Source organism: Citrobacter sp. Cpo109 (assembly GCF_030332565.1).
GTDB lineage: Bacteria > Pseudomonadota > Gammaproteobacteria > Enterobacterales > Enterobacteriaceae > Citrobacter > Citrobacter portucalensis.
The window spans coordinates 113,837-130,339 of record NZ_JAOWHQ010000062.1 but is presented as its reverse complement, the minus strand read 5'-3'; the positions used below and the strand labels follow the sequence as shown (position 1 = coordinate 130,339).

The window sequence follows — 16,503 nt, the reverse complement described above, 5'->3', positions numbered from 1 at the left end:
ATGATGCCGGATGGCGGCTTACGCCTTATCCGGCCTACAGATTTTTCGCCCCGGCCCGCAACGTGCCGCCGGGCGAAAAGATCACAGCTACTTCTTCAACTGATCTTTAATCTTCTTCTGCCACACCAGTAGCTCAAAGACGCCGAACAGAAAAATACGGATTTTCTCTCCGTTGGTCATCTGCGGGCCATCTTTAGGCATGGTGCTTTTTAGCAGCGCCAGCTGCATGCCATGCATCAGCACCATAAATATCAGTGCGACGTTAACGAAGATGTTAAGCGGGCGTGGAAAGGGTTGGAAAATATTCAGTAGTAAAAATGCCCAGACGCACAGCATCAGCAGGCGTCCCAGGTTAATCAGCATCGTGCTCTCCTCGTGCTTCACGTTGGTACAGGCGATAGGCGACCTGTCCGGCGACTTTCTCACGGTATAGCGACCAGTTCACCGGAACCGGCGGTAAGCCGTTTTCTACTTCGCTTTCAACGTAAATATACGCTTCATTTGCCAGCCAGCCATGAGTTTCCAGAAGAGTTAATGTTTCTTCCAGTAATCCTTTGCGAAACGGCGGGTCAACAAATACCACGTTATGCGGCGTACCTGCCTGAGCCAAAAATGTCAGCGTATTGGTATTGACGACGCGGGCATGGGAGGCTTTTAGCGTGGCGAGATTCTTTTGTAGCTGCTGAGATACCGCGCGATCCATCTCCAGAAGCGTCGCATTTGCCGCATAGCGAGAGAGGGCTTCCAGCCCCAGCGCGCCGCTGCCGGCGAAGCAGTCCAGACAGTGAGCATCGACCATTACCGGGGCCAGCCAGTTAAACAACGTTTCGCGCACACGGTCAGTGGTCGGACGCAGGCCGGGACTGTCCGGAACCGGGAGTTTACGGCCACGCCATTGCCCGCCAATAATGCGGATCTGGCCGCTACCAGAGTGATTCGGTTTTTTCATTTCTATTATTGCTCAATCCGCCTATAGCATGTCATTCCAGGCGGTGATGTGAGTTAAGTTAAGTGATAGACTATTTCATCATTTTTTTAGCTGCTATGTACATAGCGTTGACGCTGTGCCATGAAGCAACAGCGGGGGAGTGTAGTCGCAAATGGCGAAAGAGAAAAAACGTGGCTTTTTTTCCTGGCTGGGCTTTGGTCAAAAAGAGCAGGCACCGGAAAACGAGACAGAAGTAAAAAACGAAGAACAACAACCGGTTGCTGAAGAAACTACCGTCGTTGACGAACAACCGCACGTCGAGGAAACCCGTAGCGAGGCTGAAACGCAAGCCTTTGCAGCTGAAGTCGTTGAAGTAACTGAACAGGTTGCGGAAATCGAAAAACTGCAGCCGGAAGAAGAACCTGTCGGCGAACAAGTGCAGCCGGAGATTGAGCCGGTTGCTGAACCCGTTGCTGAAACTGTAGTGGAAACGCCAGCAGCGGTGGTTATCGAACGCGAAGAATTGCCGCTGCCGGAAGAGGTGAAAACTGAAGAAGTTTCTGCCGAAGAGTGGCAGGCCGAAGCGGAAACCGTGGAAATCGTTGAGGCGGCTGAAGAAGAAGCTGAAAACGAACCGCAGCTGACCGACGAAGATCTGGAAGCACAGGCGCTGGCCGCTGAGGCTGCTGAAGAAGCAGTTATGGTGGTGCCGGTAGAAGAACCTGCTGTAGAAGAACCGGTAGAAGAAGAGGTGGTCCAGGAGCAGGAAAAACCAACCAAAGAAGGTTTCTTTGCGCGCCTGAAACGCAGCCTGCTGAAAACAAAAGAAAACCTCGGTTCCGGATTTATCAGTCTGTTCCGTGGTAAAAAGATCGACGATGATCTGTTTGAAGAGCTGGAAGAGCAACTGCTGATCGCTGATGTGGGTGTAGAAACGACCCGCAAAATCATTGCGAATCTGACGGAAGGCGCCAGCCGCAAGCAGCTTAAAGATGCGGAAGCGCTGTACGGTCTGTTGAAAGAAGAGATGGGCGAGATTCTGGCGAAGGTTGACGAACCGCTGAATGTTGATGGCAAAACACCATTTGTTATCTTAATGGTTGGCGTCAACGGCGTGGGCAAAACCACCACTATTGGTAAGCTGGCGCGTCAGTTTGAGCAGCAGGGTAAATCGGTAATGCTGGCGGCAGGTGATACTTTCCGTGCGGCGGCAGTAGAACAGCTGCAGGTTTGGGGTCAGCGTAACAACATCCCGGTGATTGCTCAGCATACTGGCGCGGATTCCGCGTCCGTTATCTTTGATGCCATCCAGGCGGCGAAGGCGCGTAACGTAGACGTGCTGATCGCTGATACCGCAGGGCGTTTGCAGAATAAATCGCACCTGATGGAAGAATTGAAAAAAATCGTTCGCGTCATGAAGAAGCTGGACGAAGATGCGCCGCATGAAGTTATGCTGACTATCGACGCCAGCACCGGGCAGAATGCGATAAGCCAGGCCAAACTGTTCCATGAAGCGGTGGGCTTAACCGGTATCACCCTGACCAAGCTGGATGGTACGGCGAAGGGCGGGGTTATCTTCTCGGTAGCCGATCAGTTTGGCATCCCTATCCGCTATATCGGTGTGGGCGAACGTATCGAGGATTTACGTCCGTTTAAAGCGGACGATTTTATAGAGGCACTTTTTGCCCGAGAGGATTAACAATGATTCGCTTTGAACATGTCAGCAAGGCCTATCTCGGTGGGAGACAAGCGCTGCAGGGAGTGACCTTCCATATGCAGCCTGGCGAGATGGCGTTTCTGACCGGCCACTCCGGCGCGGGGAAAAGTACCCTGCTGAAGCTGATTTGTGGAATTGAACGGCCCAGCGCCGGGAAAATCTACTTTAGCGGGCATGACATCAGCCGTTTGAAAAACCGTGAAGTGCCGTTTCTGCGTCGTCAGATTGGCATGATTTTTCAGGATCACCACCTGTTGATGGACAGAACCGTGTTTGACAACGTGGCAATCCCGCTAATCATCGCGGGTGCCAGCGGGGACGATATTCGTCGTCGCGTGTCAGCGGCGCTGGATAAGGTCGGGCTGTTGGACAAAGCGAAAAACTTCCCGATTCAGCTCTCCGGCGGTGAACAACAACGCGTCGGCATCGCCCGTGCGGTGGTGAACAAACCTGCGGTGCTGCTGGCGGATGAACCAACGGGGAACCTGGATGACGCGCTGTCAGAAGGGATCCTTCGCCTGTTCGAAGAGTTTAACCGCGTCGGGGTCACGGTATTAATGGCCACGCACGATATTGGCCTGATCTCCCGTCGCTCCTATCGCCAAATGGTTCTGAGCGATGGACATCTGCATGGAGGCCTGGCGCATGAATAGACGTGACGCTATTAACCAAATCAAACAGTTCGGTGGCCGACTGGATCGCTTTCGTAAATCGGGCGGTGCGCCGGGTGACGGCGGTCGCAACGCGCCAAAGCGTGCGAAAGCCGCGCCAAAGCCGAATTCGCGTAAAACCAATGTCTTTAACGAGCAGGTACGTTATGCGTTTCAGGGCGCGTTACAGGACCTGAAAAGCAAGCCGCTGGCGACGTTTCTGACGGTGATGGTCATTGCCATCTCCCTGACGCTGCCAAGCGTATGCTACATGGTTTATAAGAACGTAAACCATGCGGCAAGCCAGTATTATCCGTCTCCGCAGATCACCGTTTACCTGCAAAAAACGCTGGATGATGATGCGGCGGCGCGGGTGGTTGGTCAGTTGCAGGCCGAGCAGGGCGTGGAGAAAGTGAATTATCTTTCTCGTGACGACGCGCTGGGTGAATTCCGCAACTGGTCTGGCTTTGGCGGCGCGCTGGATATGCTGGAAGAGAACCCGCTTCCGGCCGTGGCGGTTGTTATCCCGAAACTGGACTTTCAGGGTACGGAGTCGCTGAACACGCTGCGTGACCGCATCGCACAAATCAACGGTATTGATGAAGTGCGAATGGATGACAGCTGGTTCGCTCGCCTGGCGGCGCTGACGGGCCTTGTCGGACGCGTTTCCGCGATGATTGGCGTGCTGATGGTGGCGGCGGTCTTCCTCGTCATCGGTAACAGCGTGCGGCTGAGTATTTTTGCGCGTCGCGATACCATTAACGTGCAAAAACTGATTGGCGCGACGGATGGATTTATCCTGCGTCCGTTCCTCTACGGCGGTGCACTGCTCGGTTTTTCCGGTGCATTTCTTTCACTGATTTTGTCAGAAATTTTGGTGATGCGTCTGTCGTCAGCGGTGACTGAGGTGGCACAGGTATTTGGAACCAAGTTTGATATCAATGGCTTATCATTCGATGAGTGCCTGTTATTGCTGCTGGTGTGCTCAATGATTGGCTGGGTGGCAGCCTGGCTTGCCACGGTTCAACATTTACGCCACTTTACCCCCGATTAAAAAATCTCTGGTATAATCTTTCCCTGCACTGAGTAGTTCGCTCTGCAGGGAAAGAGTCCCTGTGATCTCTTCCCGGCGTATTCATTGTGATGTCACATTTTGTGCGTAATCTATACACATTACGACATGGAACTTGTGGATAAAATCACTGTCTGATAAAAGATTGAATGATATTCTCGTTGCTCATAAGCTCTGGCATGGTTGTTGCTACTGGTTTTTGTTAATTAGTTTTTAGCCAATGCGCCAGATGAAAAGATTGAGAGGATTTGAATGACCAAAGAAATGCAAAATTTAGCTTTAGCCCCTGTTGGTAACCTGGAATCTTACATCCGGGCTGCGAACGCGTGGCCGATGTTGTCGGCTGACGAGGAGCGGGCACTGGCTGAAAAGCTGCATTACCAGGGCGATCTGGAAGCAGCTAAAACGCTGATCCTGTCTCACCTGCGCTTTGTTGTTCATGTTGCTCGTAATTATGCGGGTTATGGCCTGCCGCAGGCGGATCTGATTCAGGAAGGTAATATCGGCCTGATGAAAGCCGTGCGCCGTTTCAACCCGGAAGTGGGTGTGCGCCTGGTTTCCTTCGCCGTGCATTGGATCAAAGCTGAGATCCACGAATACGTTCTGCGTAACTGGCGTATCGTTAAAGTTGCGACCACCAAAGCACAGCGTAAGCTGTTCTTTAACCTGCGTAAAACCAAGCAGCGTTTGGGCTGGTTTAACCAGGACGAAGTTGAAATGGTTGCTCGCGAGCTGGGTGTTTCCAGCAAAGACGTGCGCGAAATGGAATCCCGTATGGCGGCGCAGGACATGACGTTTGACATGTCTTCAGACGACGAGTCTGACAGCCAGCCGATGGCCCCGGTGCTGTATCTGCAGGATAAATCTTCTAACTTTGCCGACGGCATTGAAGAAGATAATTGGGAAGATCAGGCCGCGAACAAACTGACTCACGCAATGGAAGGTCTGGACGAGCGTAGCCAGGACATCATTCGTGCCCGTTGGCTGGACGAAGACAACAAGTCGACGTTGCAGGAACTGGCCGATCGCTACGGCGTTTCCGCTGAACGTGTTCGTCAGCTTGAAAAGAACGCCATGAAAAAACTGCGCGCGGCGATCGAAGCGTAATCTTCCAGCCGAACTGGAAATGCTGATAAACCCTGGATGAAAATCCGGGGTTTTTTGTTTTTATCTCTTCCCCTCTCTCCTGACGTTTAAGCTTTTTGTCATCAAGTTGTTATCTGCATGTCAAATTTAGCTATTCCAAAATAATAAAAATCGGGTATGTTTTAGCAGAGTATGCTGCTAAAGCACGGGTGGCTATCCAATAATCGAAATAAAGTGCTGAACAACAACATCACAACACACGTAATAACCACAATAATGGGGATTGTCAGGATGAATATGAAGGGTAAAGCGTTTTTGGCAGGATGTATCGCCCTGTCTTTGAGCAATATGGCGTTTGCTAAGGATATTAAAGTTGCCGTCGTCGGCGCGATGTCCGGTCCGGTAGCGCAGTATGGCGATCAGGAATTTACTGGCGCAGAGCAGGCGATTGCAGATATCAACGCCAAAGGCGGCGTGAAAGGCGACAAACTGGTCATGGTGAAATATGACGATGCCTGTGACCCGAAACAAGCGGTAGCGGTAGCTAACAAAGTGGTCAACGACGGGATTAAATATGTTATCGGCCACCTGTGCTCGTCTTCCACTCAGCCTGCGTCAGATATCTATGAAGACGAAGGCATTCTGATGATCACCCCAGCGGCAACGGCGCCGGAGCTGACCGCGCGCGGTTATAACCTGGTGATGCGTACCACCGGTCTGGATTCCGATCAGGGACCAACCGCTGCCAAATATATCGTTGAAAAAGTGAAGCCGAAGCGCATTGCGATCGTTCACGACAAACAACAGTACGGTGAAGGCCTGGCGCGTTCCGTGCAGGACAACCTCAAGAAAGCCAACGCTGACGTGGTGTTCTTCGACGGGATCACCGCCGGTGAAAAAGACTTCTCGACGCTGGTAGCGCGCCTGAAGAAAGAGAATATCGATTTCGTTTACTACGGTGGTTACCACCCGGAAATGGGGCAGATTCTGCGCCAGGCACGCGCTGCGGGTCTGAAAACCCAGTTTATGGGACCAGAAGGGGTAGCGAACGTGTCGCTGTCTAACATCGCGGGTGAGTCTGCAGAAGGCTTACTGGTAACGAAACCGAAGAACTACGATCAGGTTCCGGCGAACAAACCGATTGTGGACGCGATCAAAGCCAAGAAACAGGATCCGAGCGGTGCATTCGTATGGACCACTTATGCCGCGCTGCAATCCTTGCAGGCCGGTCTGAACCAGTCTGACGACCCGGCTGAAATTGCCAAATACCTGAAAGCAAACTCAGTGGAAACCGTAATGGGGCCGCTGTCATGGGATGCGAAGGGCGATCTGAAAGGCTTCGAATTCGGTGTGTTTGACTGGCATGCAAACGGGACGGCGACCGACGCCAAATAATTTTCCAGGTGCCTTTCGCGCTGCAGATGCGTTGGCTACGTTATTCAACCCCGGTCACTTACTTATGTAAGCTCCCGGGGACTTCATAACTTGCCGCCTTCCTGCAACGTGAAATTCTTGGAAAATTGCGAGGTGGTTTTTTATTTTTTGCTCCCAGCATGTAGGCCGGATAAGCGTCAGCGCCATCCGGCTTTTTTATCTTTTTTCCCAGCCATTCTCCTGGGCTGTAAACCCTAACGCCTGCATAAACGCGGCCATCACGCTGCGGTCTTCGACGCCGACGTCGGCCATCCACCATGAACTCACGTCAGGGTTTTCCCGGATGACTTCTTCGATCAAATACTGCCCGACGCCGCGACGGCGGGTGATATCGCGTACGCGCAATGAATCTAATGCACCTTGCGTGCCGCTCAGGGTTACGCGAACTGCGCCTAACAGACGCTCGTTAAAGCGTGCGGCGTAGATCCGGTGCGTTTCATCTACGCTTAACGATGAGGCGGAATATTCCGGCCAGATTTTGCCCAGATCAATCTGGTCCTGGTCGCTAAAGTTATCTAAACGAACGATGGTCAGCTTCATTAACAGCATGTCCAAATCACAAAAGATGGAATGAGTGTACCGAAATAATTCGCCCGGATGCTTTCTCTTTTTTATGTGAATAACCAGATTAATAATTTTGTAACAACGGTAATGACAGTTTGAAACCGTAGAGATTGAAAAACAGGCAGAATAATACCCTGGAATGCAGCATTTTATTCGGCTCTTTGTACCGTTATTTTATGCTGACAAACGTGCTTTTTTTTGTTTATCTATAGTGAAAAGCAGAATATTATCTTTTCTTAATCGACTGAAAAATAGAGATTTTAGCCTGATTTTGCTTAAAAAACTGCGCTAAGCCATTAATGAGACTGGTAAAAATAGTGTAGTTCAAAAAAAGCACAGACTGCTTTTTAACCACATAAATACAAAATATTAATTACGTCACGAATGGGGATTCAGGTAATGAAACGGAATGCGAAAACAATCATCGCAGGGGTGATAGCACTGGCAATGTCACACGCGGTCATGGCGGAAGATATCAAGGTCGCTGTTGTCGGCGCGATGTCAGGTCCGGTCGCGCAGTGGGGCGATATGGAATTTAATGGCGCACGTCAGGCCATTAAAGATATCAATGCTAAAGGCGGGGTCAAAGGCGACAAACTGGTCGCTGTGGAATATGACGACGCCTGCGATCCGAAACAGGCCGTTGCGGTCGCGAACAAAATCGTCAATGACGGTATTCAGTACGTTATTGGACATCTGTGCTCATCTTCCACGCAGCCCGCATCAGATATCTATGAAGATGAAGGCATTCTGATGATTTCTCCGGGTGCCACAAACCCGGAACTGACCCAGCGCGGTTACGCTCACATTATGCGTACAGCGGGTCTGGACTCCTCTCAGGGGCCGACTGCCGCGAAATACATTCTGGAGAAGGTGAAGCCACAGCGTATCGCCATCATTCACGATAAACAGCAATACGGTGAAGGTCTGGCGCGTTCGGTGCAGGACAGCCTGAAAGCGGGCAAAGCCAACATCGTTTTCTTTGACGGTATCACCGCCGGGGAAAAAGATTTTTCTGCGCTGATCGCTCGCCTGAAAAAAGAAAATATCGACTTTGTTTATTACGGTGGCTACTACCCGGAAATGGGGCAAATGCTGCGTCAGGCGCGTTCCGTCGGGCTGAAAACCCAGTTTATGGGACCTGAGGGCGTCGGCAATGCGTCGCTGTCTAATATCGCCGGTGATGCTGCTGAAGGCATGCTGGTAACCATGCCAAAACGCTATGACCAGGATCCGGCGAATAAAGCTATCGTCGATGCGCTCAAAGCTGACAAGAAAGATCCAACCGGACCATACGTGTGGATCACTTATGCAGCCGTCCAGTCATTGGCGACAGCAATGGATCGAAGCGGTAGCAAAGAGCCGCTGGACCTGGTGAAAGATCTGAAAGCACACGGGGCTGATACCGTGATTGGGCCGCTGAAATGGGACGAAAAAGGCGATTTGAAGGGATTTGAGTTTGGTGTCTTCCAGTGGCATGCAGACGGTTCTTCGACCGTCGCGAAGTAATACCTGAAGACGAGTTATCCCACCGCCCGTGCAAAACGGGCGGGTTTAAAAAGGTTACCTTATGTCCGAGCAGTTCCTCTATTTCTTGCAGCAGATGTTTAACGGCGTCACGCTGGGAAGCACCTACGCGCTGATCGCCATCGGTTACACGATGGTGTACGGCATTATCGGCATGATCAACTTCGCCCACGGCGAGGTATATATGATCGGCAGCTATGTCTCCTTTATGATCATCGCAGCGCTAATGATGATGGGCATCGATTCCAGCTGGCTACTGGTCGCGGCGGGCTTCGTCGGCGCGATTGTGATTGCCAGCGCCTATGGCTGGAGCATTGAACGCGTGGCGTATCGGCCCGTGCGCAGCTCCAAGCGCCTGATCGCGCTGATTTCCGCTATCGGGATGTCCATCTTCCTGCAAAACTACGTCAGCCTGACGGAAGGTTCGCGCGACGTGGCGCTGCCCAGCCTGTTTAATGGCCAGTGGACTGTCGGCAGTAGCGATAACTTCTCTGCTTCCATCACCACCATGCAGTTGGTTATCTGGATCGTAACCTTCCTGGCGATGCTGGCGCTGACGCTGTTTATCCGTTACTCCCGTATGGGCCGCGCCTGCCGTGCCTGTGCCGAAGACCTGAAGATGGCCAGCCTGCTCGGCATTAACACCGATCGCGTGATTGCGCTGACCTTTGTGATTGGCGCGGCAATGGCGGCGGTAGCGGGCGTGCTGCTCGGTCAGTTCTATGGCGTAATTAACCCTTACATCGGCTTTATGGCCGGGATGAAAGCCTTTACCGCGGCGGTACTGGGCGGTATTGGCAGTATTCCTGGCGCGATGATCGGCGGCCTGATTCTGGGCGTTGCGGAAGCGCTCTCCTCTGCTTATCTGAGTACTGAATACAAAGACGTCGTTTCATTCGCGCTGCTGATTCTGGTGCTGCTGGTGATGCCGACCGGTATTCTGGGTCGCCCGGAGGTAGAGAAAGTATGAAACCGATGCATTTTGCAATGGCGCTGCTCTCTGCCGCTATGTTCTTCGTCCTGGCGGGCGTCTTTATGGGCGTTCAGTTAGAGCTGGACGGTACCAAGCTGGTGGTCGATACCGCCGCGGATATCCGCTGGCAGTGGGTATTTATCGGCACTGGCGTGGTCTTTCTTTTCCAACTGCTGCGTCCAGCCTTCCAGAAAGGCCTGAAGAGCGTCTCCGGACCGAAATTTATTCTGCCGGCGATTGACGGCTCCACCGTTAAACAGAAACTGTTCCTGGTGGCGCTGCTGGTGATTGCCGTGGCGTGGCCGTTTATGGTGTCACGCGGTACGGTGGATATCGCCACGCTGACGATGATTTATATCATCCTCGGCCTCGGCTTAAACGTGGTGGTGGGGCTTTCCGGCCTGCTGGTGCTGGGCTACGGCGGCTTCTATGCCATCGGCGCTTACACCTTCGCGCTGCTGAACCACTATTATGGACTCGGCTTCTGGACCTGTCTGCCGCTGGCGGGACTGGTTTCCGCTGCTGCGGGCTTCCTGCTCGGCTTCCCGGTACTGCGCCTGCGCGGTGATTATCTGGCGATTGTGACCTTAGGCTTCGGCGAAATCGTCCGCATCCTGCTGCTCAACAACACCGAAGTAACCGGCGGTCCAAACGGTATTAGCCAGATCCCGAAACCGACCTTTTTCGGTCTGGAGTTCAGCCGTACCGCCCGTGAAGGCGGCTGGGATACCTTCAGCAACTTCTTTAACGTCAAGTACGATCCGTCTGACCGCGTCATTTTCCTCTATCTGGTGGCGCTGCTGCTGGTGGTCTTCTCGCTGTTTGTTATCAACCGTTTGCTGCGTATGCCGCTGGGTCGTGCGTGGGAAGCGCTGCGTGAAGATGAAATTGCCTGTCGTTCTCTGGGCTTAAACCCTACGCGTATCAAGCTGACAGCCTTTACCATCAGCGCCGCGTTTGCCGGTTTTGCCGGTACGCTGTTTGCCGCGCGCCAGGGCTTCGTCAGCCCGGAATCCTTCACCTTTGCCGAGTCGGCCTTTGTGCTGGCGATTGTGGTACTGGGCGGAATGGGCTCGCAGTTTGCGGTCATCCTCGCAGCTATCCTGCTGGTGGTGTCACGCGAACTGATGCGTGATTTCAACGAATACAGCATGTTAATGCTGGGTGGTTTAATGGTACTGATGATGATCTGGCGTCCGCAGGGCTTGTTGCCGATGACCCGTCCACAGTTGAAGCTGAAAAACGGGGAAGCAAAAGGAGAGCAGGCATGAGTCAGCCATTATTATCCGTTAACGGCCTGATGATGCGCTTCGGCGGTCTGCTGGCGGTAAACAACGTTGAACTGGAACTGCGACCGCAGGAGATCGTTTCGTTAATCGGCCCGAACGGTGCGGGGAAAACCACGGTCTTTAACTGTCTGACTGGTTTTTATAAGCCGACCGGCGGGACGATTAAGCTGCGCGACCAGCACCTGGAAGGGCTGCCGGGTCAGCAAATCGCGCGTATGGGGGTGGTACGTACTTTCCAGCACGTGCGTCTGTTTCGCGAAATGACGGTGATTGAAAACCTGCTGGTGGCGCAACATCAGCAACTGAAAACCGGCGTCTTCTCCGGCCTGTTGAAAACCCCGTCGTTCCGTCGCGCGCAGAGTGAAGCGTTGGATCGCGCCGCCACCTGGCTTGCGCGTATTGGCTTGCTGGAGCATGCTAACCGTCAGGCCAGTAACCTGGCCTATGGCGATCAGCGTCGTCTGGAAATTGCCCGCTGCATGGTGACCCAGCCGGAAATCCTGATGCTCGACGAACCCGCTGCTGGACTCAACCCGAAAGAGACCAAAGAGCTGGACGAGCTGATTGCTGAACTGCGTAACCATCACAACACCACCATTTTGTTGATTGAGCACGACATGAAGCTGGTGATGGGGATTTCTGACCGTATTTACGTGGTGAACCAGGGCACGCCGCTGGCGAATGGGACGCCGGAACAGATTCGTAATAACCCGGATGTTATCCGCGCCTATTTAGGTGAAGCATAATGGGGGCGAGGCTTAATATGGATAAAGCGATGTTATCGTTCGACAAAGTCAACGCCCACTACGGCAAAATACAGGCGCTGCACGACGTCAGCTTGTATATCAACCAGGGTGAAATCGTTACTCTGATTGGTGCCAACGGTGCGGGAAAAACCACGCTGCTCGGCACATTGTGTGGCGACCCGCGAGCGACCAGTGGGCGAATCGTCTTTGATGGTAAAGACATTACCGACTGGCAGACGGCGAAAATCATGCGCGAAGCGGTAGCGATTGTGCCGGAAGGGCGTCGCGTGTTTTCCCGTATGACGGTGGAAGAGAACCTGGCGATGGGCGGCTTCTTTGCCGAAAAGGACCAGTTTCAGGAACGCATCAAATGGGTGTATGACCTGTTTCCCCGTCTGCATGAACGTCGTATTCAACGTGCGGGAACGATGTCCGGCGGTGAACAGCAGATGCTGGCGATAGGCCGTGCGCTGATGAGCCAGCCGAGGCTGCTGCTGCTTGATGAACCGTCGCTGGGTCTGGCGCCGATTATCATCCAGCAGATTTTTAACACCATCGAACAGCTGCGCGAACAGGGGATGACCATCTTCCTTGTCGAACAGAACGCTAACCAGGCGCTGAAGCTCGCCGATCGCGGCTACGTGCTGGAAAACGGTCATGTGGTGCTGGAAGACACCGGTGATGCGCTACTGGCTAACGAAGCGGTGCGAAGCGCGTATCTGGGCGGTTAATCATTCTCTGAATAGACAAGGGGCCTGCTGTGGCCCCTTTTTATTGCTCTATGTTATTATTGAGAATAGTTATCAATAATAAAAATGAACATGGAGAAAGGATGATTCGTTCAGGTACCTGCATGATGATTGGCAGTTTGTTTTTGACGCTTTCACTAACCACCCAGGCCTCAACACCGCCAGCGTTTGACCCGCGCGATCCCTCTATCTGGGAAGAGAAACCGGACAACCCGTTAGCGCAATCCGACTCGCCCTGCGAAGTGTTTACCAGCTCGGTATGCCCAGGCTGGGATGATGATAAATCGGATATCCAACGTGAACGTGAGCGGCGAGAGCAGCAGCGTTTACAGAATGAATATGAACGACGCTGGCGTCGGGATTAATCTTCCTTGCTGGAGCAGCAGATAACGCCATCCAGGCCGGAGAAGGTATAGCGATATCCGGCTTTGTTGTGCACCACCCCGCATTTTCCTGTCACTACGCTTTCACCGCCTTGCCATCTGTTTGTCGCCTTACTATCTTTTTTTGTAATAAAAAAGTTATTTTTCTGTCATTCGAGCATGTCATGTTACCCCCGCGAGCATAAAACGCGTGATATCGCGCATCCGGCACAACAAGAGAGATAACCGATGATATCGTTACGACATACAGCTTTAGGACTGGCACTTAGCCTGGCATTTGCAGGTCAGGCACTGGCGGTCACCACTATCCCGTTCTGGCACTCAATGGAAGGCGAACTGGGTAAAGAAGTTGATTCACTGGCGCAACGTTTTAATGCAGCCAATCCCGACTACAAAATTGTTCCGCAGTACAAAGGCAACTATGAGCAGAGCCTGAGTGCAGGAATTGCTGCTTTCCGTACCGGAAACGCGCCTGCGCTGCTGCAGGTTTATGAAGTGGGCACGGCAACCATGATGGCCTCAAAAGCCATTAAACCGGTCTATGAAGTATTCAAAGAGGCTGGCATTAACTTCGATGAGTCTCAGTTCGTACCGACCGTTTCCGGTTACTACACCGACTCTAAAAGCGGACACTTGCTCTCCCAGCCGTTTAACAGCTCCACTCCGGTGCTGTACTACAACAAAGATGCCTTCAAAAAAGCCGGTTTAGACCCGGAGCAGCCGCCGAAAACCTGGCAGGATCTGGCGGAGTACACCGCGAAGCTGAAAGCCGCAGGCATGAAGTGCGGTTACGCCAGCGGCTGGCAGGGATGGATTCAGATTGAAAACTTCAGCGCCTGGAACGGTCTGCCGGTAGCAACCAAAAACAATGGCTTTGACGGTACTGACGCGGTGCTGGAGTTCAATAAACCGGAACAGGTGAAACACATCGCTCTGCTGGAAGAGCTGAACAAAAAAGGTGATTTCAGCTACTTCGGGCGTAAGGACGAATCCACTGAGAAGTTCTACAACGGGGATTGTGCCATTACCACCGCCTCTTCCGGTTCGCTGGCCGACATCCGCCACTACGCTAAATTCAATTATGGCGTCGGGATGATGCCGTACGATGCCGATGTGAAGGGCGCGCCGCAGAATGCGATTATCGGTGGGGCCAGCCTGTGGGTGATGCAGGGTAAAGATAAAGCAACCTACGAAGGCGTGGCGCAGTTCCTCAACTTCCTGGCGAAGCCTGAAATTGCTGCCGAATGGCACCAGAAGACCGGCTATCTGCCGATCACCACCGCTGCCTACGACCTGACCCGTGAACAGGGCTTCTATGAGAAGAACCCTGGGGCTGATATCGCCACCCGCCAGATGCTGAACAAGCCGCCGTTGCCATTCACCAAAGGACTGCGTCTGGGCAATATGCCGCAGATCCGCACTATTGTGGATGAAGAGCTGGAAAGCGTCTGGACCGGGAAGAAAACCCCGCAGCAGGCACTGGATGCCGCCGTTGAGCGTGGCAATCAGTTACTGCGCCGCTTTGAGCAATCGACCAAGTCTTAAGTGTATAAGTGCCGGATGGCGCTGCGCTTATCAGGCCTACAAGTTCGTAGTTTGTAGGCCTGATGAGGTGCTTGCACCGCCATCCGGCACCTTCCAGGAAAAGAACCTACATGTCTTCATCCCGTCCGGTATTCCGCTCGCGTTGGCTTCCCTATTTGTTGGTGGCTCCGCAGCTGGTTATCACCGTTATTTTCTTTATCTGGCCCGCCGGTGAAGCGCTGTGGTACTCGCTACAATCCGTTGATCCGTTTGGTCTTTCCAGCCAGTTTGTCGGACTGGAAAACTTTGTCGCGCTGTTTCATGACCCGTACTACCTCGACTCATTCTGGACCACCATTAAGTTTAGTACGTTAGTCACGGTAAGTGGTCTGCTGGTGTCGTTATTTTTTGCGGCGCTGGTGAATTACGTGGTACGTGGCAGTCGTTTTTACCAGACGCTGATGCTCTTGCCCTATGCCGTCGCGCCTGCCGTCGCCGCCGTATTGTGGATCTTCCTGTTTAACCCAGGTCGCGGGCTGATTACCCATTTTCTCGGTGAGTTTGGCTATGACTGGAACCATGCGCAAAACAGCGGTCAGGCAATGTTTCTGGTGGTGTTCGCGTCGGTCTGGAAGCAGATTAGTTACAACTTCCTGTTCTTCTTTGCCGCACTACAGTCTATCCCGCGGTCGCTGATCGAAGCCGCCGCGATTGATGGCGCAGGGCCGGTTCGCCGCTTCTTTAAGCTGGCGCTGCCGCTGATAGCCCCGGTCAGCTTCTTTCTGCTGGTGGTGAATCTGGTTTACGCCTTCTTTGATACCTTCCCGGTGATCGATGCCGCCACGGCGGGTGGACCGGTACAGGCGACCACGACGTTGATTTATAAGATCTACCGTGAAGGGTTTGTCGGGTTGGATCTGGCTTCTTCCGCCGCGCAATCGGTGGTGCTGATGTTGCTGGTCATTATTTTGACGGTGGTGCAGTTCCGCTATGTGGAAAGTAAGGTGCGTTACCAATGATTGAGAACCGTCGTGGGCTGACAATATTCAGCCATGCCATGTTGATTATGGGGATCATGGTGATCCTGTTTCCGCTGTACGTCGCGTTTGTCGCGGCGACGCTGGACAACAAAGCGGTGTTTGAAACGCCGATGACGCTGGTTCCCGGCACGCAGTTGCTGGAGAACATGAAATACATCTGGGTCAACGGCGTGGGCGTCAACAGCGCGCCGTTCTGGTTGATGATGCTTAACAGCTTCATCATGGCATTCAGTATTACGGTAGGGAAAATCACCGTCTCCATACTTTCCGCATTTGCCATCGTCTGGTTCCGCTTTCCGCTGCGCAACCTGTTCTTCTGGATGATTTTTATCACCCTGATGCTGCCGGTTGAGGTGCGAATCTTCCCCACCGTGGAGGTTATCGCCAACCTGAAAATGCTCGACAGCTATGCGGGTCTGACGCTGCCGTTGATGGCATCGGCTACTGCGACCTTCCTGTTCCGTCAGTTCTTTATGACCCTGCCGGATGAGCTGGTTGAGGCGGCGCGAATTGACGGTGCGTCACCGATGCGTTTTTTCCGCGATATCGTACTACCACTGTCAAAAACCAATCTGGCGGCGCTGTTCGTTATTACCTTTATCTACGGCTGGAACCAGTATTTGTGGCCGTTGTTAATTATTACCGACGTCAATTTGGGTACTGCGGTGGCGGGTATCAAAGGCATGATTGCCACTGGTGAAGGCACCACCCAATGGAATCAGGTAATGGCAGCCATGCTGCTGACGCTTATCCCTCCGGTAATCATCGTGTTAGCCATGCAGCGTGCCTTCGTACGCGGTCTGGTCGATAGTGAGAAATAA

The 16,503-nt window shown here is 52.9% G+C and carries 17 protein-coding genes and 1 pseudogene; 14 read left to right on the top strand and 4 right to left on the bottom strand.

Features of this window, described 5'->3' with window-relative positions:
• Positions 1 to 87: 87 nt before the first annotated feature.
• Both OGY71_RS14695 and rsmD read right to left on the bottom strand, forming a co-directional pair.
• Positions 88 to 363 (bottom strand): DUF1145 family protein, encoded by a 276-nt coding sequence (locus OGY71_RS14695; protein ID WP_003023415.1) that lies wholly within the window; start codon positions 361 to 363, stop codon positions 88 to 90.
• Complete coding sequence (gene rsmD, locus OGY71_RS14690; protein ID WP_003827565.1) at positions 353 to 949, bottom strand: 16S rRNA (guanine(966)-N(2))-methyltransferase; 597 nt, start codon at positions 947 to 949, stop codon at positions 353 to 355. The genes OGY71_RS14695 and rsmD overlap by 11 nt, the downstream gene beginning before the upstream one ends.
• Positions 950 to 1,100: 151 nt before the next feature.
• Between rsmD and ftsY the strand changes: the two genes are divergently transcribed.
• From ftsY to OGY71_RS14665, 5 genes are all read left to right on the top strand, one after another.
• Positions 1,101 to 2,627, top strand: coding sequence for a signal recognition particle-docking protein FtsY (ftsY, locus tag OGY71_RS14685; RefSeq protein WP_286613442.1), 1,527 nt, complete (start codon positions 1,101 to 1,103; stop codon positions 2,625 to 2,627).
• 2 nt (positions 2,628 to 2,629) lie between these two features.
• Positions 2,630 to 3,298: a cell division ATP-binding protein FtsE gene (ftsE, locus tag OGY71_RS14680; RefSeq protein ID WP_003023420.1), complete on the top strand. Its 669-nt coding sequence runs from the start codon at positions 2,630 to 2,632 to the stop codon at positions 3,296 to 3,298.
• Entirely contained in the window at positions 3,291 to 4,349 is a 1,059-nt protein-coding gene (ftsX, locus tag OGY71_RS14675; protein WP_003837835.1) for a permease-like cell division protein FtsX, read from the top strand. The genes ftsE and ftsX overlap by 8 nt, the downstream gene beginning before the upstream one ends.
• Before the next feature lie 270 nt (positions 4,350 to 4,619).
• Positions 4,620 to 5,474 carry an RNA polymerase sigma factor RpoH gene (gene rpoH, locus OGY71_RS14670; protein ID WP_003023425.1) on the top strand — a complete coding sequence of 285 codons (855 nt, stop codon included), beginning with the start codon at positions 4,620 to 4,622 and terminating at the stop codon, positions 5,472 to 5,474.
• 270 nt (positions 5,475 to 5,744) lie between these two features.
• Entirely contained in the window at positions 5,745 to 6,848 is a 1,104-nt protein-coding gene (locus OGY71_RS14665) for a branched-chain amino acid ABC transporter substrate-binding protein (RefSeq protein ID WP_286613441.1), read from the top strand.
• An 83-nt stretch (positions 6,849 to 6,931) separates the two neighbouring features.
• Here the strand turns inward: OGY71_RS14665 and OGY71_RS23320 are convergent.
• A pseudogene (locus tag OGY71_RS23320) lies at positions 6,932 to 7,059 on the bottom strand (hypothetical protein).
• Positions 7,044 to 7,427 carry an aspartate 1-decarboxylase autocleavage activator PanM gene (gene panM / locus OGY71_RS14660; RefSeq protein ID WP_003827573.1) on the bottom strand — a complete coding sequence of 128 codons (384 nt, stop codon included), beginning with the start codon at positions 7,425 to 7,427 and terminating at the stop codon, positions 7,044 to 7,046. Before panM ends, OGY71_RS23320 begins: the two are co-directional and overlap by 16 nt.
• A gap of 423 nt (positions 7,428 to 7,850) precedes the next feature.
• On the opposite strand from panM, the gene livK reads away from it, so the two are divergent.
• From livK to ugpE, 9 genes are all read left to right on the top strand, one after another.
• Positions 7,851 to 8,960, top strand: a complete 1,110-nt coding sequence (gene livK, locus OGY71_RS14655; RefSeq protein ID WP_003023433.1) for a high-affinity branched-chain amino acid ABC transporter substrate-binding protein LivK — start codon at positions 7,851 to 7,853, stop codon at positions 8,958 to 8,960.
• Positions 8,961 to 9,021: 61 nt separating this feature from the next.
• Positions 9,022 to 9,948 (top strand): high-affinity branched-chain amino acid ABC transporter permease LivH, encoded by a 927-nt coding sequence (gene livH, locus OGY71_RS14650; RefSeq protein ID WP_003827575.1) that lies wholly within the window; start codon positions 9,022 to 9,024, stop codon positions 9,946 to 9,948.
• Positions 9,945 to 11,222, top strand: a complete 1,278-nt coding sequence (gene livM, locus OGY71_RS14645) for a branched chain amino acid ABC transporter permease LivM (protein ID WP_048215381.1) — start codon at positions 9,945 to 9,947, stop codon at positions 11,220 to 11,222. The genes livH and livM overlap by 4 nt, the downstream gene beginning before the upstream one ends.
• Positions 11,219 to 11,986 (top strand): high-affinity branched-chain amino acid ABC transporter ATP-binding protein LivG, encoded by a 768-nt coding sequence (livG, locus tag OGY71_RS14640; RefSeq protein ID WP_003827578.1) that lies wholly within the window; start codon positions 11,219 to 11,221, stop codon positions 11,984 to 11,986. Before livM ends, livG begins: the two co-directional genes overlap by 4 nt.
• A gap of 17 nt (positions 11,987 to 12,003) precedes the next feature.
• Entirely contained in the window at positions 12,004 to 12,717 is a 714-nt protein-coding gene (gene livF, locus OGY71_RS14635) for a high-affinity branched-chain amino acid ABC transporter ATP-binding protein LivF (protein ID WP_003827581.1), read from the top strand.
• A gap of 101 nt (positions 12,718 to 12,818) precedes the next feature.
• Positions 12,819 to 13,100: a hypothetical protein gene (locus tag OGY71_RS14630; RefSeq protein ID WP_063941400.1), complete on the top strand. Its 282-nt coding sequence runs from the start codon at positions 12,819 to 12,821 to the stop codon at positions 13,098 to 13,100.
• Between the two features lie 246 nt (positions 13,101 to 13,346).
• Positions 13,347 to 14,663 carry a sn-glycerol-3-phosphate ABC transporter substrate-binding protein UgpB gene (ugpB, locus tag OGY71_RS14625; RefSeq protein ID WP_003827583.1) on the top strand — a complete coding sequence of 439 codons (1,317 nt, stop codon included), beginning with the start codon at positions 13,347 to 13,349 and terminating at the stop codon, positions 14,661 to 14,663.
• Between the two features lie 110 nt (positions 14,664 to 14,773).
• Positions 14,774 to 15,661 (top strand): sn-glycerol-3-phosphate ABC transporter permease UgpA, encoded by an 888-nt coding sequence (ugpA, locus tag OGY71_RS14620; protein ID WP_279275414.1) that lies wholly within the window; start codon positions 14,774 to 14,776, stop codon positions 15,659 to 15,661.
• Entirely contained in the window at positions 15,658 to 16,503 is an 846-nt protein-coding gene (ugpE, locus tag OGY71_RS14615) for a sn-glycerol-3-phosphate ABC transporter permease UgpE (RefSeq protein WP_126956407.1), read from the top strand. The genes ugpA and ugpE overlap by 4 nt, the downstream gene beginning before the upstream one ends.

Excerpts from the sequence above, each read along its gene's own strand:
- ftsY (WP_286613442.1), top strand. The coding sequence starts at position 1,101 with ATGGCGAAAGAGAAAAAACGTGGCTTTTTTTCCTGGCTGGGCTTTGGT.
- livM (WP_048215381.1), top strand. The coding sequence starts at position 9,945 with ATGAAACCGATGCATTTTGCAATGGCGCTGCTCTCTGCCGCTATGTTC.
- ftsX (WP_003837835.1), top strand. The coding sequence starts at position 3,291 with ATGAATAGACGTGACGCTATTAACCAAATCAAACAGTTCGGTGGCCGA.
- livF (WP_003827581.1), top strand. The coding sequence starts at position 12,004 with ATGGATAAAGCGATGTTATCGTTCGACAAAGTCAACGCCCACTACGGC.
- livK (WP_003023433.1), top strand. The coding sequence starts at position 7,851 with ATGAAACGGAATGCGAAAACAATCATCGCAGGGGTGATAGCACTGGCA.
- rpoH (WP_003023425.1), top strand. The coding sequence starts at position 4,620 with ATGACCAAAGAAATGCAAAATTTAGCTTTAGCCCCTGTTGGTAACCTG.
- panM (WP_003827573.1), bottom strand. The coding sequence starts at position 7,427 with ATGAAGCTGACCATCGTTCGTTTAGATAACTTTAGCGACCAGGACCAG.
- ftsE (WP_003023420.1), top strand. The coding sequence starts at position 2,630 with ATGATTCGCTTTGAACATGTCAGCAAGGCCTATCTCGGTGGGAGACAA.
- OGY71_RS14630 (WP_063941400.1), top strand. The coding sequence starts at position 12,819 with ATGATTCGTTCAGGTACCTGCATGATGATTGGCAGTTTGTTTTTGACG.
- OGY71_RS14695 (WP_003023415.1), bottom strand. The coding sequence starts at position 363 with ATGCTGATTAACCTGGGACGCCTGCTGATGCTGTGCGTCTGGGCATTT.
- ugpE (WP_126956407.1), top strand. The coding sequence starts at position 15,658 with ATGATTGAGAACCGTCGTGGGCTGACAATATTCAGCCATGCCATGTTG.
- ugpA (WP_279275414.1), top strand. The coding sequence starts at position 14,774 with ATGTCTTCATCCCGTCCGGTATTCCGCTCGCGTTGGCTTCCCTATTTG.
- OGY71_RS14665 (WP_286613441.1), top strand. The coding sequence starts at position 5,745 with ATGAATATGAAGGGTAAAGCGTTTTTGGCAGGATGTATCGCCCTGTCT.
- rsmD (WP_003827565.1), bottom strand. The coding sequence starts at position 949 with ATGAAAAAACCGAATCACTCTGGTAGCGGCCAGATCCGCATTATTGGC.
- livG (WP_003827578.1), top strand. The coding sequence starts at position 11,219 with ATGAGTCAGCCATTATTATCCGTTAACGGCCTGATGATGCGCTTCGGC.
- livH (WP_003827575.1), top strand. The coding sequence starts at position 9,022 with ATGTCCGAGCAGTTCCTCTATTTCTTGCAGCAGATGTTTAACGGCGTC.
- ugpB (WP_003827583.1), top strand. The coding sequence starts at position 13,347 with ATGATATCGTTACGACATACAGCTTTAGGACTGGCACTTAGCCTGGCA.